We start from the raw sequence: 26,252 nt of genomic DNA, 5'->3' as shown, positions 1-26,252 counted from the left end.
GCAATAATTTCTTTTTTTTAGCATGACTATGGATTTAATACTTGATGATTTAACGGCAATTGATGATAAACTTTCCCAACGTCATATTGATCTTGATCCCAATGGCTATTTCATTATTTACATTGACCGCAATGAACGGTTAATTTATGCCAAACATTTTACAAATATAATTGATGAACGTGGTTTGGCTGTAGATCCAGAAACTGGTAAGGTGATTCCGGCACGGGGTAAGGTGGAAAGAACTCACACAACGGTATTTAGCGGCCGCACTGCTAAAGAATTGTGTGTGAAGATTTTTGAAGAAACTCAACCCTCTCCTGTGACTTTTTTAGACCATGCTGCTTATTTAGGAAGGGAATTTGTTCGCGCTGAAATTGCTTTAGTGACAGGTCAGGAATACGTGCAAGATTAAGAATAGTTATTAGTTATCAGTGATCAGGATAACTGATCACTGATCAAAAAATTAAGCCATCAGATGAACTAAAAATCAAATCCTTCGTCAAGGAAAATATCAGTATTTGTAGAGGTAAAGTTATGTCATCACAACCGCTGCGGTATTTATTTTTAAGTGGTTTGAGTTTATCCTTATTTATCTGTAACTCCGTGGCCTTTGCTCAAACTGATAGTGTTGTTGTTCCCACAGTACCATCTGGTTCATCCACAACAGTACCATCAGGTTCATCCACCAATATACCCACTTCTACCCCCGTTAATACTAGCACCAGATTTAGCTGTCAATATTACAATGGTAGATATACAGTCATGTATCAACCCCAAAGCCAACCCGGTCAATTTTTTGCTTGGGCAGCACCTCAAGCATTAGGAGGTGGTTGGAGTCCGCAAAATCGTTGTCAGGCGATCGCCCAACGCTTAGAATTATACCGCCCAGATGGACTACAAGAACTGCAAATAGCCAGAGAAAATAACGAAAATATTATTTGTGTCACCACCGAAGCTAAACCCGGTTGTCGCATTGTTCTGACAGTACCAAGAGATAAAGACCCCTACGCTATCCGCAGTAGTATCTTCAGCAACTTAACTACCGCAGACAACGGACAGCAAACTGTAGCCGTTAACACCTACACTAATCGTCATCCAGGAAGAGTCAACGAACTGTACAATTTAGGACGTAGACTTTTAGGAGATAAAAATACTGTTAATTCTTCAAACAATGGCATTAATTTAAAACCTTTTTTAGCTCCTGAAGATGGTGGTACAGCTACACAATTACGAAATGGAGTATCAATTGGTAGTCCATCTCAACCACAAAAACAGACCATCTTAAATCCTCGTTTATTCCGTTGATCAACATCACTATAGCATTTACCAAGCTAGTGAGGTACAGAGTTTTTTATCTTAGGTAATTGGGAATTGGGAATTGGGAAAAGTAAATAAATTAGGGTGTACCTCATGAGACTGGGAAACGCTATATACATCTGTTGGTAATTCAATGTGCATGATTTGAAACCCGTTCTAGGGACAATTCATGAATTGTCCCTAAATTCATTTTCTCCAGAGGTTTATTGAGTGACACTTAAATATGCAAAAATCATAAAATTTTGCATATTTAGACACAGAGAAACTTAAATTACTATACTCTAAAAGTATGCACTTTTTGAGCCTAAAAATGGCGATTACGACCTCAAATGTTACTGCTATTTTTTTGATGGTGTGTATACAATAACGTTTAAAACAATGGATTTTCGCTTCCGAACTTTGTAAAACAAATGTGAATATAATTTAGTTATATAAACAAAATATCTCAATTTATTATATATATTCGTAGGCAGGATGATCACATCAATTTATAATACAAGTCTTAGTAAAATAGAGTTTTATTCCTCAATTCTGCTATGGTAATCCTACCCCATTTTTGAGACAATATGTAGTAAAAATCCTTGTCTTATAAGGATTTGAGGCTTTATTAACTCTCAAGGAGAATATAGGATTGCTATATATAACAATCATATTTGATTTTGCAGAATAAATCAGTATACCTTGATTCTTTATTTTATTTTCCCTATTTGCTGTTAATAGTTCCTTAAAACCTGTAATTTTGTACCTTCTCACTATGAGAATTGCTGTATAAATTGAGAATGTGCAACTAATATAACAGTTTAAAAGTATTTTTAATCAACATCAATAAATTCTTGTTTACATTAGTGACATCTATTATTTTGACTAGCTTAAAATTCAAAAAAACTATATAAAAAATGGATAAGAAAAATATGAAATTCTTGTAAAAGTTTCATATTAGTTGTTGTCCATAAAAAGTTTTTAGCTTAAATGAAAGAACTAGAAACAGGAAAGCAATATTTGTCGAAAGCTCACAGTCAAAGGATTTAACCACAATGACAATGGGCTGGACAAATACTGCAATTTGAATTTGTTTCAATTTCACTTTACCATTTTATTAAGGTATAGACAATGTCAGATAAAATCTTTGGGGATAATGCCAATAATGTCCTATATGGTGGCAGTGGTAACGATACTATCTATGGACAAGCAGGTAATGACACTCTCATAGGTGGTGAGGGTAATGACACTCTCATAGGTGGTACAGGTGCTGATAGTCTCATCGGTGGAAATGGTAACGATACCTATGTTGTTGATAACTCAGGGGATCAAGTCATTGAAAATGCTAATGAAGGCACAGATACAGTCGTATCATTTATCAGTTATACCCTGGGAAATAATTTAGAAAACCTTGCTTTAATAGGTAACGAAAATATCAACGCTACAGGTAACGAACTGAATAATGCATTCTTGGGTAATGATGCTAATAATGTCCTAGATGGTGGACTTGGTAACGATAGTCTGTACGGACAGGGAGGTAATGACACTCTCATAGGTGGTGAGGGTAATGACTACCTCGATGGTGGTACAGGAGCTGATAGTCTCATCGGTGGAAATGGTAACGATACTTATGTTGTTGATAACTTAGAGGACGTAGTCATTGAAAATGCTGATGAAGGCATAGATGCAGTCATATCATCTATCAGTTATACCCTGGGAGATAATTTAGAAAGCCTCATTTTAATAGGTGAGAGCAATCTCAACGGAACAGGTAACGACTTAAATAATACACTCTTTGGGAATGGTGTTAATAATGTCCTAGATGGTGGACTTGGTGATGATACTATCTATGGACAAGCAGGTAATGACACTCTCATAGGTGGTGAGGGTAATGACACTCTCATAGGTGGTACAGGAGCTGATAGTCTCATCGGTGGAAATGGTAACGATACCTATGTTGTTGATAACTTAGAGGACGTAGTCATTGAAAATGCTGATGAAGGCATAGATACAGTCGTATCATTTATCAGTTATCACTTAGGAGATCATTTAGAACGTCTGTCTTTGATAGGTGAGAACAATATCAACGGTGCAGGTAACGAACTGAATAATGCCATATTGGGTAATGATGGTAATAACTTCCTAGATGGTGGCAGTGGTAACGATAATCTGTCTGGACAGGGAGGTAATGACACTCTCATAGGTGGTGAGGGTAATGACACTCTCACAGGTGGCGTTGGTATGGACGCTTTCCGTTTCACTAGTTTAGATGGAGGAATTGATACAATTACGGATTTTGAATCTGGAACAGATCAAATTCAAATAGATAGCAATGGTTTTACTGGTTTAGCAATTGGTCAATTAAGCGCAGAAGCTTTTACTTCTGGCGCAGGTGTGACTTCAGCTACTAGCAGCACCCATAGATTTATTTTCAACACTACCAATGGTGATTTATTCTTTGATGCCGATGGTGATGGTGCTGGAGCTAGTGTGAAGATCGCAACTCTGAGTAATTCTGCTAGTTTGAGTCACTCTGATATCTTTGTGAATATCAACGTTACAGGTAACGACCTGAATAATGTGCTGTTGGGTAATGATGATAATAATGTCTTAGATGGTGACAGTGGTAATGATAATCTGTCTGGACAAGGAGGTAATGACACTCTCATAGGTGGTGAGGGTAATGACACTCTCACAGGTGGCGTTGGTATGGACGCTTTCCGTTTCACTAGTTTAGATGGAGGAATTGATACAATTACGGATTTTGAATCTGGAACAGATAAAATCCAAATAGATAGCAATGGTTTTACTGGTTTAGCAATTGGTCAATTAAGCGCAGAAGCTTTTACTTTTGGCGTAGGTGTGACTTCAGCTACTAGCAGCACCCATAGATTTATTTTCAACACTACCAATGGTGATTTATTCTTTGATGCCGATGGTGATGGTGCTGGAGCTAGTGTGAAGATCGCAACTCTGAGTAATTCTGCTAGTTTGAGTCACTCTGATATCTTTGTGATTTAGTAAAATATTTAGTTATATCATGTCCGGTTCAATACTTATAGGACTTACGCAAGATGTGACTTAAAACCTTATTCTTGTGTAGGGGTAATTCATGAATTACCCCTACTTTCGTTCCCTTTTGGATTATTTATTGGATTATTTATAGGTTTAATTAGGGTTGGCTGAGACAAATCTACTCAGCCAGCCCTAATTACTGCATCTGTTCCTGACACTGGGATTGACAATTTATTTTTTCCATAATCAGGTAAAATTTATAAGTTTTTTGACTTAAATGCCAGTTTGAGGTTGCAATTTCCCAAAATTGTGATAGCTTGGTACGATATCCTTAAATACTAGTACCTCTATTAGTGAGCGATACAAAAGTGTATTAGCTTACTGTAGGAGTATTTATTGGCTATATGTGCTATGAACCTATAGAAAAAGGACTAAAGTAGAAAAACCAGTGATAAAAAGAACATTGTTTTAAACCAGAGATAAACTGAATATAATCTAGTTTTAATGTAGTTGTAACAACAATTGAGAAAGGTGGTAAATTTACTGGCAAGTGATATGAATCCAGTTCTGAAATTTGGCGATCGCATACTAACAGCCCCAGAAGTTCTACAACTACTGGGGAAACACCAATTAGTACCACCATTACTGAAAGAGGTAGTCATTGATCAAGCGATCGCAGAAATTGAATGTACACCACAGGAAGAAAAACAAGCCTGTGAACAGTTAGCGCAACAATATCAAGGAAAACAAGAGCAGGGAATCAGTATCGAACAGTTGAATAGTATAGCTATTCGCCAACTGAAACTGGAAAAGTTCAAAGAAGCCACTTGGGGACAAGATTTAGACTCTTACTTTTACCAGCGCAAACCCCAGTTGGATCGAGTCATATATTCCCTGATCACTACTTCTGATATTGGAATAGCCCAAGAAATCTACTTCCGCATCCAAGAAGGAGAACAATCTTTTGCTCAAGCAGCAAGAGAATATGCCCAAGGTCCAGAAGCCCAAACAGATGGTTTAGTCGGTCCTGTGGAATTACAATCTCTTCATCCGATGTTGGCGAGAGTCTTGTCTGTAAGCCAACCACAGCAACTTTCACCACCGAATCAAATAGGAGAATGGATAGTAATTGTCAGGCTAGAAAAACTACTACCGGCTCAGTTGGATCGGCAAATGCGTCAAAGATTGCTGAATGAGCGGTTTCAGACTTGGCTGCAAGGGCAAGTAGCTCCACAAAACTGGCAAATTAAACTATCAGAAGATATGCAATAACAACAGGTAATAGGTGAAAGATGGAAACGTCCTTGATTCGATCATTTGCATGATAAAGATACCTAATCATATAAGTCAGGGATCAGTAAAAAGCCAACTTACACATTTGGGAAAGCTCCTAGCACAAACAATATCCAAGGTGTAAAAATTCTAGAAAGAGTTTGTGGAGATTTTTCTAATCCATGAATCCCGGATAAATAACAAACAGCAGATTATTAAATCGAATAAATATGACTTATAATAACGAATCCTTTGATCAATTTCTCCAGAGTATTGCAGGATTTGATCAACTATCAGCCCAGGAAAGACGCAATTTACTATCACAACAACAAGCTCTACGCTATCGCATAGGACAAAAAATCATTGGTAAAGAAAAACTACCAGATAGAATAGCAATTCTGTACGAGGGAAAAGTGAGACTGTTGGGATATCACCCCCAAACCCAATTACCAATTACCCTGAAAATCCTAGAACCAGGAGCAATAATTGGGGAAATTAGTTTGATGCGGCAGATTGCTTGTGAAACAGCGATCGCATCCACAGAAGTGATTTGTTTAACCTTGAGTACAGCAGATTATTTAAGTCTACTAAGCCAAAATCAGGGCTTTGCTAATGATCGTCAAAACTGTAGTGACATCTCAGAAGTATTTGATATTCTCAGCCCACTGTTAGCACCACAAGCTAATGCCAATTTAAATCTCAAAGACATCAGTCAAGAAATTTTATCAGAGGCAAAAATTCATTACCTACCACCAGGAAAATCCTCTTTTACACAACTAGAAAGTGATAAAATTTGGTTTGTTAGTGGCGGTAAAGTAGCTAATTTTCCCCCTAATTCTCCGTTAGAATCTAGTCATCCTAGAGGAATGATCGAAGTAACAGGGAGCAGTCCAGCACGGTTATTAGGTATCAATCCCCCAGATTTATCATTCCTCAATCCAGAACTAGTAGAGGCAGAACTAACATATAATCAACAACAAAGCATAGATGAAATAGAAATTCCCTACGCCACAGTAGAAGAAGTTATTCCTTCCCAACGCCAAACACCATCAGAGAAAAAACACCACCAACAATACCCATTTTTTCGTGGACAGGGAGAAATAAATTCTACCTTGGCTTGTTTGCAAATGCTGGCCAAGCATTTACAAGTTCCCTTGCGTAAAGAAGTAGTACGTCGGATTTTAAATGACAATATTAAACGTCATGGTAATATATCCCTTCAACTTTGTGCTTATGTGGGAGAATTAATTGGACTGAGATCCCAATTAGTAGATATTCCCGCCACTGCAATTACACGCATTCCTACACCAGCACTAATTCAATATCAAGATAGCTATGCTGTCATCTATGCAGTAGATGAAAATACAGTAGTTTTAGCTGTGCCATCAAAAGGAATAATTAATTGCAAACCAAGCAAACTACTAGAAGAAATAGCAACTGATGAAACCAAACTGCAACCACAAATGCGGGTATTACTTATCGGTGCTACCCAAGAAACACCCCAACAACGCTTTGGGTTAAGTTGGTTTTTACCTTATCTATCACGTCACCGTCGGGTATTAATAGAAGTCTTTATCGCTTCCTTTTTTGTCCAACTGGCTGCTTTAGCTAATCCTTTGGTGATTCAATTAATTATTGATAAAGTCATCGTTCAAAATAGTATTGATACCCTGAATGTTTTAGGGGTGTTATTATTAGCAGTGGGTGTATTTGAAGCAGTGTTAACTACATTGCGAACATATTTATTTGTGGATACAACCAACCGCATTGATATGAGTTTGGGGTCACAAATTATTGACCATTTACTCAGATTACCTTTACGTTATTTTGAACGTAGACCTGTGGGTGAACTAGCAACTCGCATCAATGAATTAGAAAATATCCGTCAGTTTCTCACAGGGACAGCTTTAACAGTAGTATTAGATGCAGTATTCTCGGTGGTTTATATCATCGTGATGCTGTTTTATAGTTGGCAATTAACTTTAGTGGGTTTAGGAACAATTCCCCTATTTGTGGTGATTACATTAATTGCTGCTCCCACGGTGAGCCGACAATTACGTACCAAAGCAGAACGTAATGCAGCAACTCAATCTTATTTAGTGGAGGTAATGTCAGGTATTCAAACAGTAAAGGCGCAAAATATAGAATTGCGATCGCGTTTTTCCTGGCAAGAACGTTATGCTCGGTTTGTATCCGCAGGTTTTAAAACAGTCATCACTTCCACTTTAGCTAATTCTACCAGTCAGTTTCTCAACAAAATCAGCAGCTTATTAGTTTTGTGGGTAGGAGCTTATTTAGTATTAAAAGGAGAATTAACATTAGGGGAATTAATCGCCTTTAGAATTATCTCCAGTTATGTGACTAGTCCTATTTTGCGGTTAGCACAACTTTGGCAAAACTTCCAAGAAACGGGTTTATCTTTAGAGCGATTAAGTGATATTGTGGATACACCCCAAGAAGCAGAAACGGACAAAGATAATATTCCCTTACCTGGGATCATGGGTGCTGTCAAATATGAAAATGTTTCCTTCAGCTTTGCTCCCAGTGGACCACTACAACTCAACAATGTGAGTCTTGATTTTCCTTCTGGTACATTTGTCGGTATTGTCGGACAAAGTGGTTCAGGTAAAAGCACAATGATGAAATTACTGCTGAGACTTTATAACGTTGAGTCTGGCAGAATTTTGATTGATGGTTACGACATCAGCAAAGTAGAACTTTATTCAGTAAGGCGACAAATTGGGGTTGTGCCTCAAGATCCGCTTTTGTTTGATGGTACTGTGGAAGAAAATATTGCATTGACTAATCCTGAAGCCACCACAGAAGAAATTATCGAAGCGGCCAGGATAGCAGTTGCCCATGAATTTATCATGAATTTACCCAATGGGTATAACACCAGAGTAGGGGAAAAAGGTTCTAATCTTTCAGGAGGACAAAGACAGAGGATAGCGATCGCTCGTTCCATTTTACAAAAACCGAAATTATTAGTTTTGGACGAAGCTACCAGCGCCTTAGATTATCCCACGGAAAGACAAATATGTCTGAATTTAGCTAGAGCTTTTCAAGGTAAAACAGTCTTCTTTATTACTCACCGTCTCAATACTGTTAGTAATGCAGATACCATCGTTGTTATGGATGGCGGTAGGGTAATAGAACAAGGTAATCATCAAGAATTAATGACTGCTAAAGGTCATTATTTCTACCTATATCAACAACAAGAAGTTAATTTGTAATCAGTTATCAGTTATCAGTTGTCAGTTATCAGTGGAAATAGGGGAAGAAAATTTTAGATTTTAGATTTTACATTTGGAGTTAAGAAAAACAATCCAAAATCCAAAATCCAAAATCCAAAATTAATAACTCCTGACTCTAAAATCTAAAATCCAAAATCCAAAATTGTTATGACTCAACATAATGGCAATCATATCAACGGTAACGGTAACGGTAACGGCAACGGCAAAAAACAAAGTAGTGTACAGTTGCTGACACCTGCCAAGAAAGCTAGAACAGACTCTTTGACTCGTGTAGCTTATCAAGATAGTTTTGATCAATCTATAATTTTACGTCAATCACCAGTTTGGTCACGTACAATCATGATCACTCTGATGGTTGTAGCTTGTTTTGGAGTGGGTTGGGCTTATTATGCCAAAATTGAACAAGTAGTTCCCGCGACCGGTCAATTAAAACCAGAGGGAACAGTAAAAGAAGTACAAGCTCCTATTAGTGGTGTTGTCAAATCTGTTTATGTAAAAGATGGACAAGAAGTAAAAACAGGAGACTTGCTCTTAACATTTGAATCTGTGGCCACCTTAGCTGAGTTAAATTCCTTAAACAAGATTCGCGCTGCTTTAATCAAAGAAAACAATATTTATCGTCGCTTGATGAGTGTAAGTAACGGTATCACATCAGAATTGAATTTTTTAAGCAGTAACTTGCCACCAGAAACAGCTTTTCTCCTTAAAAGTCGAGCCTCATTAGTCGCTGACAATGATTTATTGCGTTCTCAATTAAGAAATTCTACACCAGGAATAAGTGGTGGAATTGATGAACAACAACGCCTCCTAGCTGCCAGAAAAGAATTAGAATCTCGGTCTAATGCAGCACAATTAGAAGTTGAAAAAATCAGAAAGCAACTATCGCAAACTAAAGTCAAACTCAAAGATACTCAAAATAGTTTAGCGATTCAACAGCGGATTTTAGATAAAATCAAAATCCTAGCAGAAGAAGGCGGAATTTCTCAATTACAATATCTGAATCAGCAACAACAAGTACAGACTCTGAGGGCAGAAATAGAGCAATTAAGGGAAGAAGAAAAACGTCTAGAGTTTGATATTCAAAGAGGACAGGAGGAAGTAACAAATACTGTAGCGGTGACAGATAAAAATGTTTTAGATCAGATAGCTAATAACAAAAAGCGGATTGCGGAAATTGACAGCCAATTTATGAGGATAGTTCTGGAAAATGAGCAAAGATTAGCAGATATTAATAGTAGAATTTCCCAGACGCAGTTAAATGTCAAATATCAAGAACTTCGCGCTCCTGTAAGTGGGATAGTATTTGATATGCAAGCAAAAAATCCTGGTTTTGTAGCTAATCCGACGCAGAAATTATTACAGATTGTACCTAATGATAAATATGTAGCAGAGGTATTTATCACCAATCAAGATATTGGTTTTGTGCGGGAAGGAATGAATGTAGATGTGAGAGTTGATTCTTTTCCGTTTAGTGAGTTTGGAGATATTAAAGGTAAAGTCATTAATATCGGATCGGATGCTTTACCTCCTGATCAGACTTATCAATACTATAGATTTCCAGCGAGAGTGAGTTTAGATAGTCAGACGATTAATGCTCATGGTAGAAACATTCCTTTACAGTCTGGGATGTCTATTACTGCTAATATTAAGGTGCGTGAGGAACGGAGTGTGATGAGTTTGTTTACGGAGATGTTTACTAAGCAAGTTGATAGTTTGAAAGAAGTTAGATAAATGGTGATGGGTGATGGGTGATGGGTGACTCCCATGCTACCCCTACCACCCATACTTGCCATGCTTCCTGTCTGTTAATAAAGAACTTGTAATCGAATTATGAAAATATGATTTAAATATCCTCAAAAAACGCCTCAGAAACTCCATATTAAAAAATCTAAAATAAAATATTTTTGGAAATCATAATTGTATGGCTAAAACAAGCATATTCAAATTGTATGAAAAATGCTACTGGAAATATGAAAAGTATTTTATTTTTACATCCCAATTTTCCCGGACAATTTCGCTACTTAGTTAAAACTTTAGGACAAGATCAGAATTATCAAGTGGTATTTGCCACAAATAATCAACAAGGAAATATACCAGGTGTACAGAAAGTAATTTATCAACCTTCCCGCACAGTAGCAAGTCAAACACATCATTATATTCGCAATTTAGAAAACGCAGTTCTCACCGGACAAGCAGTATATCGGATGGCAGAACGATTAAAAAATCAAGGTTTTATTCCAGATATCATTTATGGTCATTCTGGTTGGGGACTAACTTTATTTATAAAAGAAGTTTTTCCCCAAGCAGAATTATTATGTTTCTTTGAATGGTTTTATCATAGTCGCGGTTCAGATGCGGGTTTTGATCCTTGTGATCCATTAAGTGCAGATGATATATGTCGTATTAGGGTAAAAAATTCACCAATTTTACTCGATTTATACCATTGCGATCGCGGACTTTCTCCTACTAACTGGCAGCGTCAACAATTTCCCCAAGAATATCATCATAAAATCACTGTTTGTCACGATGGTATTGATACTAATTACTTTATTCCTCAACCAGATACTAAATTATTTTTACCTAGCATCAATTTGGATCTTTCCCACGTCACAGAATTAGTTACCTATTCAGCAAGAGGTTTAGAACCTTATCGGGGTTTTCCTCAGTTTATGGAAGCAGTAGCATTAATTCAACAACAGCGCCCAAATTGTCATATTGTAGTTGATGGCGAAGATAAAGTATTTTATAGTAAACATCTTGCTGATGGGAAAACCTATAAACAGTTAATGTTAGAAAGTCTAGATTTAGATTTATCCAGATTACATTTTACAGGTAGACTGCCTACCCATGAATATCTACAACTTTTACAAGCTTCCTCAGCCCATATTTACTTAACCCGTCCTTTTGTTTTATCCTGGTCAATGTTAGAAGCAATGTCTGTAGGATGTTTACTCATAGCTTCCAATACTCCCCCAGTTGTAGAGATCATTGAAGATGGTAAAAATGGACTTTTAGCAGATTTCTTTTCTCCTGCACAAATTGCCGAAAAGGTAAATTTAGCTTTGGATAATCCCCAAGATATGAAAGTTATTCGTACAGCAGCAAGAAAAACAATAGTCAATAATTATAATTTAGCAGCATTATTACCAAAACAATTAGATTGGATATTTGGTAAGAAAACTTCTCTTAATTCCTATGGTTTGAGAATTTAGGTTTTAGAGAGGTAGAACCTCTAGGTTTGCATTCCCAGTCTGGAGAATGGGAACGAGTGATATAAAAAATATACAGCAGTTTCCGTTCAGGGGAAACGCATCTAAATCTTATTGACAAAATACCGTTTTAATGTATAGACCAATAAATCCCTATTTATCGTTTGATTGATTTTTTCAGGATCATGGTGATGGACTAAAATATTGTCAATAAGTGGTCGTTAATGCGAATATTTTGGTCGTTATTGAGATTGAATCGCCCTTATTGATAAGATGCGTTTCCCCTGAGTTTCCGTTATTCTGAGGTACAGATTATTAATAATAAAGCCCTTGTAGCGCAGGCATCTTGCCTGCTTATAGCGTACCTCATGTAGATGGAATGTGCTGTAAAGTTGAGGGGGCGACAAAGAAGCTAAAGAGGTTGTTGTTGGATAAGCATCATAGCCCTCAGACCTTGCTGATAAAATGGGAGCTTATTGCGATACATTTTCTCAGTTTTTGACCCTTTTTTTATTTTTCTTTGTGAGAAATCCGGGTTTGGGTGTATTATGCCAATAACTGCATTATTAAATACAATCAACCATGTTCCCAAGTCTAAACATAATTAGCGTAGCCAGTGGAATTATGCTTATAGCATTACACTTTTTGGTAAATAAGGAAATATCACAAGCCAAAAATCCTATCGAAATTCAATTGAACAATAAATTAGTTCAAACACAAAATTACTCAGTGAGTAATCATAAATATATTTTTAATTCGTTTTCACAGACCTTACCTATTGTTGCAAAGGTTAAAAAAGACGAATTTGAAACTACCGATGAGTATAATAAAAGATTACAGCAAGCTTATACTTTTTTTTATGGTCAGTTAAAATCTAAAGGTATTAATATAAATAACGCTTACAATATTAAGATTAACAAAAAATCCACAGGCAACGGTGGCTACAAAGTGAGCTATGATGCAGATAAAGAAATAGTAACCATAAGAATTGAACCTGGAATTTCCCTGAGTAATAAATACCAAGATTTTTTAGCATTAGAAGTTGAAAGCACTTCTACTACTCAATATTTTCAAGCTGGAAGAGGTATTCTTAAAAATATTTTAACTGAAGAATACAAGTTATTAATAGGAAATATAAATAGTAGGCGCGAGGAAATATTATCATTTTCATTAGGTAGAAATGAAGCAAGAAAACTTATCTCTAATAATATTTTAGGCGTGGCTATAGTTTGTAAATTTATTCCACCATTTGTAGACGAAAAAAGCGACTTTCATAGCTTGTTTACTGGAGACAATTTCGTTAATCGTTTTACGTCCGACATCTACAAAGCACATACCAATGTTAAAGATATAACATACTTGACAGGAACAAAGTACATTATAGCTAACGCACAAAAAATAGTAGTTTATAATACTAAAAATGGAAAAATATATAGTGAATATCCAATAATTGAACAGTCGTCAAATACTGAAAAACCATTTTCTATTACATCTAACTTTCCTTCCAGGAAGTTGCACCTCTTTAACCCGGATTTCTCACAAAGAAAAAGAAAAAAGGGTCAAAAACTGAGAAAATCTATATTTAGAAAGCATTTCAACAGTTATAAAGTATGACCCAAGTAACAACAGCTTGTACACCAAAACAGTTCAAATTTGAAAGAGAAAGTTTCATCCTGTAAATCCTGAAATCCTGGATATCCTGATTCAGACAAATAAATATTCATATCCCCGCCTTCTGTTAAATACGATCCTATTCAGGGATCAATGATTATAGAAGTCGGGGATCTAAATCACCTCATAATTATCTCTAAACTAACTTCCCATCACTGCATCTAACAACAAACCACCACCAAACCGCACCGGATCTGTACAAGGTAAACTTGTTTGATCTGTAATTTGAGCGATCGCATCTTTAGCAGCAACTTCATCTAAATCTCTAGTATTTAAAGCTATCCCAGCTACCGGAACTTTCGCAAAAGCACCCGCACCACTAGCAACAATTTCATACATTTTAATTACCTCCGGTAAAGGAGGAATCGGAACATGAGGATTATTATGATTGTGAGTTTGTCCGGCTCGATGCACTAAAATTAAATGTGTCGGTTGCGAACCGCGAATTAAAGGTAAAGTTGCAGTCGAACCAGGATGTAATAAAGAACCCTGTCCTTCAATCTGCAAAATATCGTAATGTTTACCAAACCGCATCACTAACTGTTCCACTGCACCCGCAGCAAAGTCCACCCGCACCGCATCCAAAGCTACACCGTCACCTTCTAACATTAACCCAGTTTGACCAGTAGCTAAAAATTTAGAACGCCAACTCCGTAATTTTGCTGAACGATGTAATTCTAAACTGGTGGACATTTTACCGATAGCCATATCCGTACCCACCGTCAAGACTCGACGACAGGGAAGAGTCCGCGCTAACCCGGAAGCTATTTCTAAGTTAGCAGGTTCTTTCCGCACATCCCAAATTAACTGACCTGGTTTTAAAAGTGCGTTTAAATCCGGTATATTTCCCAGGGGAGTGTGTAACCCATTCACCAAAGACATTCCCCCTTTGAGTGCATCTTTGATATCCGGCCAATAATGATCAGGAATTATTCCACCTTTGGGAGCAATACCAATAACTAAAACTTCCGGTTGATACTGTAAAGCTGCACTCACTGAACCCACAACAGGAACATCACGTTTTATCCCTGTTAACTCTGCTAAAGATTTACCTACACATTCCCGATCTATCACTGCAACTATCGGTGATTCACTATAGCGTAAAATTGATAAACCAGTTTTTCCCTGAGTTCCACTCAGTCCTTCATGCAATAAAATTGCTATCTTTTTATTAAGTGGCAAACGCACTGTATTGTACTCCTAAACCTGGTAAATTATTAGGTAAAATTCGTCCTTTTTCAACTGACGCACCCACAAAAGGATCATCTATTAAATTTAAATGACTATCTAAGTCTAAATAATCAGCTAATGGTGCAAGTTGGGAAGCTGCTGTATTCGCTAATGAACTATCAGAATAACAGCCAAACATCACTTGTAAATTATGTGCTTTGGCTGTATTTACCATTCTCCATGCTTCACTTAAACCCCCAGATTTCATAAGTTTAATATTAATTCCATCTACATAATCTGCTAATGGGGGAATATCCACACTGGTAAAGCAACTTTCATCCACAAATATGGGTAAAGGTGAATGTTCTTTCAGGGTGGCTAATTTATTTTCTTCACCTCGTGGTAATGGCTGTTCTATATATTTTATTCCTAAATCTGCTAACCACAGAGACATAGAAATTGCATCTGCTAAACTCCAACCTCCGTTAGCATCTACAAATAAATCTATTTCTGGTGCTGTTTCTTTCACTGCTAAGAGCATTTTTCTGTCTGCTTCTATTCCCTCTTTTGTTCCTAATTTCACTTTTAATAATTGTACATCCATATATTCTAACCAGTCTTTGGTTCTGGTTGCTGCACCTTCTGGGGAGTTAATACCTATGGTTACGGATGTGGGTACTATATTCTTGATATTTAGTCCCCACATTTTCCACAATGGTAAATTTACACTTTTCCCCATCCAATCATACAACGCCATATCTATTGCTGCTCTGGCTGCGGAAGGAATTTGATACTGTGTTAAAACTGCTTCAATTTCCTGACGTTGCCAAGGGTTGTATGATTCTAACACAGGGGCGATTTTTTGCAAGGCATCTGTTATCATTTCGGTGGTTTGACGGTGATTACCCACACCAAATGGTGATGCTTCTCCCCATCCTTCGATGTCGTTTTCGATGATTTTGACGCTGATATTTGTCGTTTGTGCTGTTGTTCCTCTACTTATTGTTAAGGGGAATCTTTTGTTGACTGTGAATAGGTTGATTTGTGTTTTCATTTTAGCAACTTATACTTATCAACCATAATACACTAAATAAACAAGATTATAATTTATTAGATCCCGGATTGTTTGAAGAAATTCGGTATCTGAATATTATCTATATTTGATTTATAAAGAAATTTAAATAATAATAATTGTCAGTTAGGTCAAACAATATAAATACTGTAAGGTAAATAGATATCTGGTGGTAATTAACTGTCTAACCTGAAACTATTGTATGAAACTATTGTCAGGACAATTCATTAATTGTCACTAGATAATTTTCACCAGATATCTCTTGTGTCAGTTTCCTAAGTTTTGTTATTAACCTTCACAAAATAACTCTAGACACCAGAGGGGAAAAGAACTTAAAATAAAGTGATCGCTTCCTCCATAGGGAATAAAAATAGAGTAGATTCCAGATCAATAAGATACAGAATCTAAATTCAAACCCATACAGCAAGTAGAGACATTGCAGGAAATGTCTCTACTCTTGACTGCTGACTCCTGCTGTAATTAATCGAAACCTCAACCAACTTAGGATTACCTTAGCAATGACAGACAGAGATCCATACATTTATAGAATCAAATCAGTTCAAAAAATCGTAGATGGCGACACTATTGATGCTGATATTGACCTTGGTTTTGATATCTCCCTGACTAAGCGCATTCGTCTTGATGGTATTGATACCCCAGAAAGCAGAACAACCAATACTGATGAAAAAAAACTTGGTCTTGAAGCTAAAGAATGGCTAAAAAAACAACTAGACAATAAACATCAAATTCTTGTTAAAACAAAACTTCCAAACAGCACAGAAAAATATGGGAGAATACTGGGGAGGTTATACGTTGACGATGTATGTCTTAATGATCTGATGGTTGCCGAAGGATATGCTTGGAAATATGATGGTGGCATAAAAAACAAAGACTTTGAACAACTGAAAGAAATTCGTAGATTGAAAGGTAAATTAACAGAGTAATCAACAACCCGATCCCCGACTTCTATTTTTAATTATTCCTTGCATGATAAAATTTATATCAGAAATCGGGGATATTTCTGTACTAAATCTGATGTTACCGGAACTTGGTTGGTTAAATCTAAAGGACACATCATAATTTCAATTTGCGTTTCCCAAACTTTTGCAGCAGAAACCGCATCCCAATACACATTCCATTCTGCTGAACCATCTTGTATTGGTTCTATTCCTTTTTCGACATTTCCGGGAACATTTAATGCTCCCCCCATCCAAACTATTTTTGCAATTTTCTTTTCAATTTCTGGTGCTTTTTCTAATGCGATCGCTACAGTTGTTAAAGGTCTTTTTAGCATCAAAGTAACTGGTTATGGTGCTTTCCTTAACACCTTTACCATGAAATCTTGACCTGTTTCTGTTAATAAAGGAGTGTTAATAAAATCATTTTGATTGAGAATAGGTAAATGCTTTACTTAGGGGTTGCTGAAGAAAGGCAAAACCTGGATAAATCAATATTTTCAGGGTCAGAAAAGAGAAACAAAGTGCAAGAAAAAAGGGTAAAATAGGTAAAAATCCTTATTAGTTGGGATAATTTTAATGAATCAGGAGACTTAAAATCACAGGTGGAAGCTTATAAAAATTTCACTGGATATTATCCTGAATCTGTTCATGTCGTCATGGCTTTTTTGGGGATTTTTTTGTCAATTTTTCAGAATTACGTCTTTTTTCCCTTGGTTCATTAGTGAAATTGATGGTTTGGTGATGTTTAGACAACAAAAACTTATATTTATTTCTGCTTGACTACCCACTCAATTTTCCTCAAGGTTTTTTTCGACTTTTTCAGCAAACCCTAGTTACCTAAAAATGTCACAATAAGAATTGTTAACTTTTTTTTCAATCCTCACTATGAAAGCAACTTGGAATGGCGCTATTTTAGCCGAAAGCGATAAAACCGTAGTCGTAGAAGGAAACCATTACTTTCCTGCTGACGCTATTAACAAACAATATTTCAAAGACAGTGATACTCACACCACTTGTTCTTGGAAAGGAGTTGCGAGTTACTACACCATTGAAGTAGATGGACAAGTTAACAAAGATGCAGCTTGGTACTATCCCAGCACCAAAGAGAAAGCGAAAAATATAGAAGGTTATATTGGCTTTTGGAAAGGTGTGAAGGTGACAGAGTAAAATAATATTGTAGTGAGGACTTTAGTCCTCCAAATTATTAGGGCTAAAGCCCTAACTACAGAATAAAATGATATTGTTTTCATGCAGAACCTACCCACATTATAGGTTTAAGCTGATTACTGATAGCTGATTGCTGAAGGCTTACATTTAATCCTTAGCAATCACAATATCATTAGACTTAATTACAGCATAAGCTTCTGCACCTTCAACTAATCCTAATTCCTCTGCGGATACTTTAGTAATGATTGAAGTTAATTCAACTTTATGCACAATTTCTAAAGTTATTTCACTGTTAACCGTTCCCGTAGTGACTCGTTTAACTACTCCTTTTAAAACATTACGAGAACTAACTTTTAATGGTTTCTTGGGAATAATATTTTCTATCTCAACATTCTGGGTTTCTACTTTCTGTTGGGGGGTTGGTTGTGATATTGTGGGTGCAGATGCAGCAGGTTTTTGATTTAACCCCCGCACCAGTTCCCGCAAAATCTCAGTTTTAGTGCGCTGAGAATGCTGACAGAACTCTTCTAAAATCTTCCGTTCTTCCTCTGAGGTTTGGAATGTTATCCAACCTTGTTCTTTTCTGGGCATAAGTTTACCAAAAATATACCAATTTATTTGGTACTCATTATTATAGAATCTTGATACAATCCTAGCAGGTAGTGGCAAAAATTAATCATCAAACATCATCAAACATCATTAAATCCCATACCTAGTTATAGAATTAAAGAAAATAAGATATTATTTGGTTTTGTGAACTGGTTTTGTGAGATTTTTCATCGGTTGTGCAGTTTGGGCTTATAAAGGTTGGGTGGGCGAACTTTATCCCCCTGGAACTCGCACCACGGACTTTTTACATCTTTACAGTCGTCGTTTTACCACGGTAGAAGGTAATACCACTTTTTACGCTGTTCCTAACCCGGAAACTGTTACCCGTTGGGTGACAGAAACACCTCCGGGGTTTGAGTTTTGCTTAAAGTTACCGCGAGATATTACCCATCAAAAATTACTGCAACCTCATATTCCTAAAGCTTTGGCATTTTTAGAGAGGATGCAACCATTAGGTAAGCGTTTGGGTCCTATGTTTGCCCAACTACCACCTACTTACTCACCTGCGTTACTGGATGATTTGCAGACATTCCTGGAAGCATGGCCACGTCAAGACGTACCTTTAGCATTAGAGGTGAGACATGGTGACTGGTTTAAAGAACCTCATTTAAGTAATTTGACAGAGTTATTAACTAGGTTGGGAGTTGGTAGCGTTTTGTTAGATACTCGTCCGGTTTATTCTGGGGAAGATGATCCACAATTAACATCAGAAAGGCGTAAACCACAATTACCAGTACAATTTTCTGTTACTACCAATTTTACTTTAATTCGGTTTATTTCTCATCCCCGTTTATCTATGAATGAGCAATTTATGAATGAATGGGTAACGCAAATTAAACAATGGTTAAAAAAAGGAATTAAAGTTTATTTATTTGTTCATTGTCCTACAGAAGATATGTCTCCTAATAATGCGCGTTATTTTCAACAATTATTAGAGGAAAATGGTGTAGAAGTTCCGCCTTTACCTTGGAATAATCTTAGTAATAGTAATCAACTGAGTTTATGGTAATAGATTAAGTTTCCAGGTTTCTTTGTTTCCAGTAATTTGGTTTGCGCTTACCATGTGCGATCGCAATTACCCAAATAACTTCTTCAAGTTCTGTATAAAAAACCAGATAAGGAAACCGTTGAATATTATAACGACGTATTCCTTCAATTTTGTGTGGTGTTCCTAAATTGGGATTTTGTTGAATTTTCAGTATGACTTTTTCAACTTCAGACAATAAATCTAGTCCTAAGCCTACTTTTTGAGCTTCATAGTATGCTATTGCAGCATCAAGCTCTTTTCTTGCTTCTGTATGGATAACAATAAACTTCACGAATACTTTTCTCTTAACTCAGAAAAAACTTGAGATGATGGTTCTCCAATAGCTGTTTGACGATGAATATCCTCTAACCTTTGGGTTAATTCAGTATCCCAAGCAGTTTCTAGATTATCATCTATAGGATCATCTAGAGAATGAATTAAAAAGTAGGCAATTTCAGCACGTTCTTTAGCAGAAAGCTGAGAAAGTTCGATTTTAAGTTTTTCCGCAGTTTCACTCATGCTTTGAAGTCTCCTTAAATCCTGGATATCCTGCTTCTGAAAATTTACCAAATTAGCATATCATAATTATAAATATAAAATAACCCTACTTTATGTATGACAATATCTGCAAATTTCTTGCTGAAAACTACAAAGATGATTTAGTGACATGGTTACTTGGTTCACCCATAGAACTCACAAAACTTAGTCCTACTGAATTATCAAACGAACCGATTAGAGCAGATTCATTAATTTTACTACAATCTAATCAATTAATTCTGCACAGTGAATTTCAAACAGATCCAGATAAAGATATTCCTTTTAGAATGACAGATTACCGGATCAGAGGTTATCGGCGTTTTCCTGATAAAGAAATGCGTCAAATAGTGGTATATCTGAGAAAAACAGATTCAGAATTAGTGTACCAAAACAGTTTTAGACTCAGTAAAACATACCACGAATTTGAAGTAATTCGACTTTGGGAACAACCAACTGAGAAATTTATGAATCTTCCCGGTTTATTACCCTTTGCGGTGCTAAGTCAGACAAAAGAACCTACAATGGTATTAAACGAAGTAGCAAAAGCTGTTGAAACCATTACAGATCAAAGGTTACAAAGAAATATAGCTGCTGCTAGTAGCGTGTTAGCAGGGTTAGTATTAGATAAACAAGTGATCAGCAAGATTTTCAGGAGTGAAATTATGCGCGAGTCTGTAATTTACCAAGAAATTCTAGAAGAAGGTAGAGCTAAAGGTAAAGCTGAAAATGCTAGGAATGTAGCAATCAATTTACTAAGAATTGGTATGAGTTTACCACAAATTGCTCAAGTTACAGAGTTATCTATTGAGCAAGTTGAGGAAATACAAAAATCAATTCAAGGATGATATAGCAGGTGACAGGTGACAGGTGACAGGTGACAGTGCTAAAAGCCTTTCATTGTTTAGGTTTTAGTTTTATTTCATGTCCTAACTGTCTTGTCTACAGCTATAATTGATATTTAGAAAGACTCTATCAAAACATTCCCAGTCTCCAGACTGGGAACGAGATAATAAAATAACTGAGTTGATAACTGATAGCTGAATACTTGCATTAAGGCAACCAAAAATCAGGTAAAATTGATTTACCAAGATAGCGGATATTTTGATTGATATTTCTCATCATCTGTATATGACTTTCGTCTGTTTCCACTGGTAAAATATGGGATTTTTTTCCTGTTCCTAAATAATTAATTGCTAAATTTGCAGCTTCCAAACCTGTCACAAAGGCTTTTTCCTGTGACCATGAACCGTGACGGTTAATAATCCAATCACCACTCATAAATACATTATTTAAACTGGTTTTAGCTGGTAACATATTCTGATAACTACCAGGTGAAAAATGTGTAACTGCATTTGCTAAACGAATGACGCTACTATCAATTACTTTTCCTTCTTTAAATCCTGGTACACAAGTTGCTAAATATCCTTGAACTATTTTGACAATTTCTTCATCACTTAAATGTAAAAATTGATTGGCATGATAAAAGTCAACTTCTACAACTGTTGCGGTTTGATTTTTATATTCATCATGCAAAGCATTCAAATCAAAAAATGTCCATCCGGTTGTATTATCAAATCCAAAACAAGCATTAGAAGGACGAGGAATATTGATTTTTCTGTCAAACCATAACCGAGTCGCTAATACATCTATTGCTCCTAAATTGCTGATATTTCTAAATTCTGCATAATTTTGTAAACTAGGACTATTAGCAACAATTTTTTTCATGCCTGTAATTCCTACAGAAAAAATCACGGCATCAGCATCAAAAACTTGATCACCACAAACTACACCTTTAACCTGATTATTACCACCGACAATTACATCTGTAACTCGATGTTTAGCTAAAACTTTCGCGCCTAATTTTTCTATCTTCTGCACCCAAGGACGAAAGATTTTTTCGCCTACTGTTCCCCGACACCAAACTACATCAAAATCTGGTTGGTGAGCGAGGATAAAATAATATAACATTCCTAAAGTTGCTGCTGCTGAACATTGTTCACCGGGGGCAAATAAACCTACTAATAACATTGGTTCAAATGCTTCTTTATAAAGTCTGGCGGAAACACCAAAAGTTTTGAATAATTCACGGGCGGTTATATAATCATATCTTTGCCAAGCATCATGAGAATTATCAAAATCAATTAAGCTATAAAGTAAAGGTAAGGCACTCAAACGATCAATTAATGGTAATCTTTGAAATTGCGGATAAATAAAAGTTCCTAATGGTGTGGGTAGTCTGGGTAAATCTTGAAAAATTGGTGATTCAACTTCTAAACCTGCGGGGGAATATTGAGCAGAACGAGTCCAAGTTGTAAAGGGGTTTATTTCTAATTCATTGATGAGAGAAAATATATTTCTGTAAGGATACCAAAAGCCATGAATACCTGCTTCTACAGATTTTCCTGCTGAGGTTTGCCAACCTGCAACCAGTCCACCTGGATATGGTCCTGCTTCTAGAAGGGTGACATCATAACCTTGTTTAGCTAAATGATAGGTTGCTCCTAAACCCGCCCAACCAGCACCGATAACTACTACCCGTTTTTGTTGTAATTCTGACATTTTTGCACCCATGTTTTTCTGTACAGATAGTTAAGCTGTTGTGCCTTTAATTTGCATAAGTTTAACAGGCAAGACTTGTACTGAGCGCAGTCGAAGTATGCCTGTTCCACAAGAGCTAAGAATATTAGGATTATACAATTTAGCTGCGTCACAGCTTATCATATCGGTTTGAGCAGGGAATAGGGAAAGAAAATTTTAGATTTTAGATTTTAGATTAGAATTTGCAAAAACAATCCAAAATCCAAAATTCTGCCTCTTATCTCTTCATTAACTATGAATACTGCCATCGGGCATAATAGCACCTGTTAAAAAAGCTTCACTCATATCTGTGGCGTTTAAATTAGCTCTGGTCAAATTTACCTCACACAGATTAGCTTCACTTAAGTCAGCACCGGTTAAATTTGCGCCTTGTAAATCTGCTTTCCACATCCGCACACCTCCCATTTTTGCACCACTTAAGTTTGCACCTTGTAAGTTGGCGGCTGTGATTGATGCTTGATGTAAATTAGCATCACATAAATCTGCACCACTTAATAAAGCTCCACTGAGGTCTGATTCATTCAAATGGGCATTTGTTAGTATAGCTTGAGTTAAATCAGCACCACAGAGAATCACTTCCGATAAATGTGCGTTTTCTAGTGTTGCACCTCTGAGATTTGCTTTACTTAAATTTGCTCCACTCAAAGATGCTGCGGTGAGGTTTGCACCTCTGAGGTCTGCTCTACCAAAGTCTATACCACCCAAGTTAGCTCCTTGTAGGTTTGCGGAAGGTAATGCAATACCGTTAAAGCTTCTTTCTCCTCTGGCATACCTAGTTAATAGTTCTTGAATATCCATAGTTTTGAGTTATTTGTACTTAGTTGGAAGATTTAATTTGTATTTGGCGAAAATTTATTTAAGAAAAATACAAAAATAAATACAATTATTAAAACTAAAATCTCAAATATATTAACTATTTTAGTGACCTCAAATTGATCAATATAATAATGCTACCGATAGCATTTATATTGGGAGCATCCGAATTTTGCCAACATAAATGTAGCAACATCAAAAGTTTGAGTCTTTATACCTTGCATGAAGTAGCCATACTGACTCATGAGGGCAATAAACAGGAAAGAGGTAATAGAAAGTGTTGAGAAATCATTGAGGATGACTATATATATAGTACCTATAAAAAAATCACTTTTCCACAAATGCTAAAAATATGTTAGGATTTGTCACAAATATCAAACAATTTCAGAGACTTTATGCGGAAATTTTTGCGGGAATTATCAACACTGAATCTTCTATAAAAAAACCGACTAGTCTTAACATTTGTCTCCAATGAATCTCTAGTCGGGCATAATTATATAGCGTTGTGTGATTGGCAATTGTTTCTAGCTGGATTTTAGCGATCGCTTACTTGCATAAATAGAAACAATCTGCTAAGATAAAACTTCTATATTATTAATATTCTTTTTTAGACCAACTACCTCGTCGATCATCCTCTCGTGGTTTTGCTTTATTCACTCTTAGTTGACGACCCATCCATTCTGCACCATCCAATTCTGTGATAGCAGCATCTTCTTGTGCATCTTCGATCATGTCAACAAAAGCAAATCCGCGCATCCTTCCGGTTTCGCGGTCAGTAGGTAAAACAACTCTTTTGACCTCGCCATAATCAGCAAACACGGCTCTTAAGTCTGCTTCGGTTGCGCGGTAAGAGAGATTTCCAACGTAGATAGTCATTATGAGTCACGTAATTTTCAACAAGAAGCGATAGTTCAGATGGAAACTGGAACTCAGCAAATTTTAAGCATTGCTCCCGTTGCCTTGGATTCATGTATGACACAAATTGTAGGAGATTAGTCATCAATTATACTAGTCCACTACTCAACCTGCCACCAGACTGAACATACCCATTTGTTCATTATGATAACTGATCATGACATTTTCCAAAGTATGAGAATTTACAAAGAATTATAATATAAAATTATATGCTTTGATATATTGGATAATTTAACAGAATTTATTGCTAACAAGCTGCGGTAATCTAATTACATTTTAGCAAGTAAAAACCGTTAACATTTCAATGTTAACGGTTTATAATTGATTAATCAATGGAAATTTGTTGAGGACCAGAGGCTTTGCCATTCTGGACTTCAGTGGCTGTTTTGGGGAAGTTGGCTGAAGTAATATGTTGATCTAGCCAAGTTTTTACAGGATCATCAGCTAGGTTAAGTCGGAGGACACCAGAAACAAACCCACCCATAAATGACACTGGATGCTGGGCAAGTTCTTTAAATAGAGGAGACAATTCACTAATAAACATTACACTCTCCAAGTATTGCCGTAAAAAAATTATTAATTCTTCATCAATCTTAACAGATCCTGGCTAATAAGTGACAATAAACAAATTTAATAATATTAAGATGTATAATAGTTATGATTTTTTCAATCCACAACAAATTAATTGAATTGAAATTTATTAAGCTATGACAAGCAACTGGGAAAACTTTATCAAAAATATAGGTGAGTGGAGGGGTTCATTTACTCAAATATCCCCCCAGGGAGAAATATTAAAATCTACGCCTAGCATTTTAAACTTAGAAGCCATTGATAATAACCAAGCTGTACTGTTTAGATTACGTCGTTTTGATAGTAATAATTATGATAGTTCTCCCATTCAAGATTATCAACAGGAATACCGTTCTTTAGCCAAAGAAAACATATTTTTTAACACAGGTGCATTTTCCAAAGGTACATTACAACTAGCACCGTTTACAGAATTTGGTGCAGAATATGGCTTTATAGATGAAAATAGGCGATCGCGTTTAGTGCAATTATATGACAAACAAGGAAACTTTAGTAATTTAACCTTAATTAGAGAATTTAGAACTGGTACAGAAGCCAAAGAAAGAGCACCATTAACAGTAGAACAACTAATTGGTAAATGGGAAGGTCAAGCGCACACAGTATATTCAGACCTCAGACCCTCAGAAACAAATACCAGTTATTTAGAAATCAAAGAAATAGACAACGGATATTTAGAACATCAACTTTCATTTGCAGGTCAAAATATTAGTTCAAAAGCCAAGATAGCAGGTAATAAACTGATATTTGAACAAGAGAGAAATATCAGAGAAATCTTATTATTACCCGATGGAATTTCTAGTAATGTTCCCGTAAAACTAGAACTAAGAAAACCCCTTTTTGTAGAAGCAGGTTGGTTAGTGAGAGACAACGAAAGACAAAGATTAATTCGTACTTACAACCAAACAGGAGAATGGGTAAGTTCAACCCATGTGATTGAAATTAAAAATTAAAAGAGCTAGGAGATCAAGGAGTCAGGAGTCAGGAGTTCAAGAAGAAGATAGTACAGTAAAATTCTCTAGTTTCCAGTCTCCACGGTGAGAATGCAATGTGGAAGGATAAATTCTTATTTTTCCTAACTCC

22 protein-coding genes and 1 pseudogene are annotated in these 26,252 nt (G+C 36.2%); 13 read left to right on the top strand and 10 right to left on the bottom strand.

All coding sequences use genetic code 11. The features are described 5' to 3' along the window. Positions 1 to 28 precede the first annotated feature (28 nt). The 8 genes from IQ237_RS03635 to IQ237_RS03600 all read left to right on the top strand — a co-directional run bounded on the left by IQ237_RS03635 (position 29) and on the right by IQ237_RS03600 (position 13,660). Positions 29 to 412, top strand: a complete 384-nt coding sequence (locus IQ237_RS03635; RefSeq protein ID WP_194052421.1) for a DUF4346 domain-containing protein — start codon at positions 29 to 31, stop codon at positions 410 to 412. Positions 413 to 534: 122 nt separating this feature from the next. Continuing rightward, positions 535 to 1,305 carry a COP23 domain-containing protein gene (locus IQ237_RS03630; protein WP_194052419.1) on the top strand — a complete coding sequence of 257 codons (771 nt, stop codon included), beginning with the start codon at positions 535 to 537 and terminating at the stop codon, positions 1,303 to 1,305. A 1,122-nt stretch (positions 1,306 to 2,427) separates the two neighbouring features. Further along, complete coding sequence (locus tag IQ237_RS26800) at positions 2,428 to 4,317, top strand: calcium-binding protein (RefSeq protein WP_194052417.1); 1,890 nt, start codon at positions 2,428 to 2,430, stop codon at positions 4,315 to 4,317. Between the two features lie 549 nt (positions 4,318 to 4,866). Beyond that, complete coding sequence (locus tag IQ237_RS03620) at positions 4,867 to 5,583, top strand: peptidylprolyl isomerase (protein WP_194052415.1); 717 nt, start codon at positions 4,867 to 4,869, stop codon at positions 5,581 to 5,583. A 230-nt stretch (positions 5,584 to 5,813) separates the two neighbouring features. Then, on the top strand, positions 5,814 to 8,816 hold the full coding sequence (locus IQ237_RS03615) for a peptidase domain-containing ABC transporter (protein ID WP_194052413.1): 3,003 nt from the start codon (positions 5,814 to 5,816) through the stop codon (positions 8,814 to 8,816). Positions 8,817 to 8,984: 168 nt separating this feature from the next. Further along, positions 8,985 to 10,568 carry an HlyD family efflux transporter periplasmic adaptor subunit gene (locus tag IQ237_RS03610; RefSeq protein ID WP_194052411.1) on the top strand — a complete coding sequence of 528 codons (1,584 nt, stop codon included), beginning with the start codon at positions 8,985 to 8,987 and terminating at the stop codon, positions 10,566 to 10,568. Positions 10,569 to 10,807: 239 nt separating this feature from the next. Then, positions 10,808 to 12,049 (top strand): glycosyltransferase family 4 protein, encoded by a 1,242-nt coding sequence (locus tag IQ237_RS03605; protein ID WP_194052508.1) that lies wholly within the window; start codon positions 10,808 to 10,810, stop codon positions 12,047 to 12,049. Positions 12,050 to 12,628: 579 nt separating this feature from the next. Further along, complete coding sequence (locus tag IQ237_RS03600) at positions 12,629 to 13,660, top strand: hypothetical protein (RefSeq protein ID WP_194052410.1); 1,032 nt, start codon at positions 12,629 to 12,631, stop codon at positions 13,658 to 13,660. Positions 13,661 to 13,858: 198 nt separating this feature from the next. Here IQ237_RS03600 and IQ237_RS03595 read toward each other — a convergent pair whose 3' ends face one another. Then, the gene (locus tag IQ237_RS03595) at positions 13,859 to 14,905 is read right to left on the bottom strand and encodes a DUF1611 domain-containing protein (RefSeq protein WP_194052408.1); all 1,047 of its coding nucleotides are present in this window, start codon (positions 14,903 to 14,905) and stop codon (positions 13,859 to 13,861) included. Continuing rightward, entirely contained in the window at positions 14,889 to 15,941 is a 1,053-nt protein-coding gene (locus IQ237_RS03590; RefSeq protein ID WP_194052406.1) for a dipeptide epimerase, read from the bottom strand. The genes IQ237_RS03595 and IQ237_RS03590 overlap by 17 nt, the downstream gene beginning before the upstream one ends. Before the next feature lie 536 nt (positions 15,942 to 16,477). On the opposite strand from IQ237_RS03590, the gene IQ237_RS03585 reads away from it, so the two are divergent. Beyond that, a complete protein-coding gene (locus tag IQ237_RS03585) occupies positions 16,478 to 16,903 on the top strand; it encodes a thermonuclease family protein (RefSeq protein WP_194052403.1) in 426 nt (141 codons plus the stop codon). A 74-nt stretch (positions 16,904 to 16,977) separates the two neighbouring features. Here the strand turns inward: IQ237_RS03585 and IQ237_RS03580 are convergent. Continuing rightward, positions 16,978 to 17,370: pseudogene (locus tag IQ237_RS03580) on the bottom strand (nucleoside hydrolase); the annotation flags it as partial. 433 nt (positions 17,371 to 17,803) lie between these two features. Here IQ237_RS03580 and IQ237_RS03575 point away from each other — a divergent pair. After that, positions 17,804 to 18,085: a DUF427 domain-containing protein gene (locus tag IQ237_RS03575; protein WP_194052401.1), complete on the top strand. Its 282-nt coding sequence runs from the start codon at positions 17,804 to 17,806 to the stop codon at positions 18,083 to 18,085. A gap of 147 nt (positions 18,086 to 18,232) precedes the next feature. Here the strand turns inward: IQ237_RS03575 and IQ237_RS03570 are convergent, their stop codons facing one another. Next, positions 18,233 to 18,676, bottom strand: coding sequence for a molybdopterin-binding protein (locus IQ237_RS03570; RefSeq protein WP_194052399.1), 444 nt, complete (start codon positions 18,674 to 18,676; stop codon positions 18,233 to 18,235). A gap of 175 nt (positions 18,677 to 18,851) precedes the next feature. Between IQ237_RS03570 and IQ237_RS03565 the strand changes: the two genes are divergently transcribed. Then, positions 18,852 to 19,703 carry a DUF72 domain-containing protein gene (locus IQ237_RS03565; RefSeq protein ID WP_194052397.1) on the top strand — a complete coding sequence of 284 codons (852 nt, stop codon included), beginning with the start codon at positions 18,852 to 18,854 and terminating at the stop codon, positions 19,701 to 19,703. Between the two features lie 4 nt (positions 19,704 to 19,707). Here the strand turns inward: IQ237_RS03565 and IQ237_RS03560 are convergent, their stop codons facing one another. Continuing rightward, positions 19,708 to 20,013 (bottom strand): type II toxin-antitoxin system RelE/ParE family toxin, encoded by a 306-nt coding sequence (locus IQ237_RS03560; RefSeq protein ID WP_194052395.1) that lies wholly within the window; start codon positions 20,011 to 20,013, stop codon positions 19,708 to 19,710. Further along, entirely contained in the window at positions 20,010 to 20,240 is a 231-nt protein-coding gene (locus tag IQ237_RS03555) for an addiction module protein (RefSeq protein WP_194052393.1), read from the bottom strand. Before IQ237_RS03555 ends, IQ237_RS03560 begins: the two co-directional genes overlap by 4 nt. A 92-nt stretch (positions 20,241 to 20,332) precedes the next feature. Between IQ237_RS03555 and IQ237_RS03550 the strand changes: the two genes are divergently transcribed. Next, a complete protein-coding gene (locus IQ237_RS03550) occupies positions 20,333 to 21,103 on the top strand; it encodes an Rpn family recombination-promoting nuclease/putative transposase (protein ID WP_194052391.1) in 771 nt (256 codons plus the stop codon). Positions 21,104 to 21,308: 205 nt separating this feature from the next. Here IQ237_RS03550 and IQ237_RS03545 read toward each other — a convergent pair whose 3' ends face one another. The 4 genes from IQ237_RS03545 to IQ237_RS03530 form a co-directional block, all read right to left on the bottom strand. After that, positions 21,309 to 22,817 (bottom strand): FAD-dependent oxidoreductase, encoded by a 1,509-nt coding sequence (locus IQ237_RS03545; protein WP_194052389.1) that lies wholly within the window; start codon positions 22,815 to 22,817, stop codon positions 21,309 to 21,311. A 267-nt stretch (positions 22,818 to 23,084) separates the two neighbouring features. Further along, entirely contained in the window at positions 23,085 to 23,654 is a 570-nt protein-coding gene (locus tag IQ237_RS03540; protein WP_194052387.1) for a pentapeptide repeat-containing protein, read from the bottom strand. Positions 23,655 to 24,263: 609 nt separating this feature from the next. Then, the gene (locus IQ237_RS03535) at positions 24,264 to 24,545 is read right to left on the bottom strand and encodes an RNA-binding protein (protein ID WP_194052385.1); all 282 of its coding nucleotides are present in this window, start codon (positions 24,543 to 24,545) and stop codon (positions 24,264 to 24,266) included. A 364-nt stretch (positions 24,546 to 24,909) separates the two neighbouring features. Then, positions 24,910 to 25,128: a hypothetical protein gene (locus tag IQ237_RS03530; RefSeq protein ID WP_194052383.1), complete on the bottom strand. Its 219-nt coding sequence runs from the start codon at positions 25,126 to 25,128 to the stop codon at positions 24,910 to 24,912. Positions 25,129 to 25,291: 163 nt separating this feature from the next. On the opposite strand from IQ237_RS03530, the gene IQ237_RS03525 reads away from it, so the two are divergent. Then, positions 25,292 to 26,122, top strand: a complete 831-nt coding sequence (locus IQ237_RS03525; protein ID WP_194052381.1) for a DUF3598 family protein — start codon at positions 25,292 to 25,294, stop codon at positions 26,120 to 26,122. Positions 26,123 to 26,252: the final 130 nt, after the last annotated feature.

The sequence above is a fragment of the Sphaerospermopsis sp. LEGE 08334 genome, assembly GCF_015207205.1.
Lineage (GTDB): Bacteria > Cyanobacteriota > Cyanobacteriia > Cyanobacteriales > Nostocaceae > Sphaerospermopsis.
The sequence above is the reverse complement of the archived record's forward strand: the minus strand, read 5'-3'. Positions and strand labels throughout refer to the sequence as shown.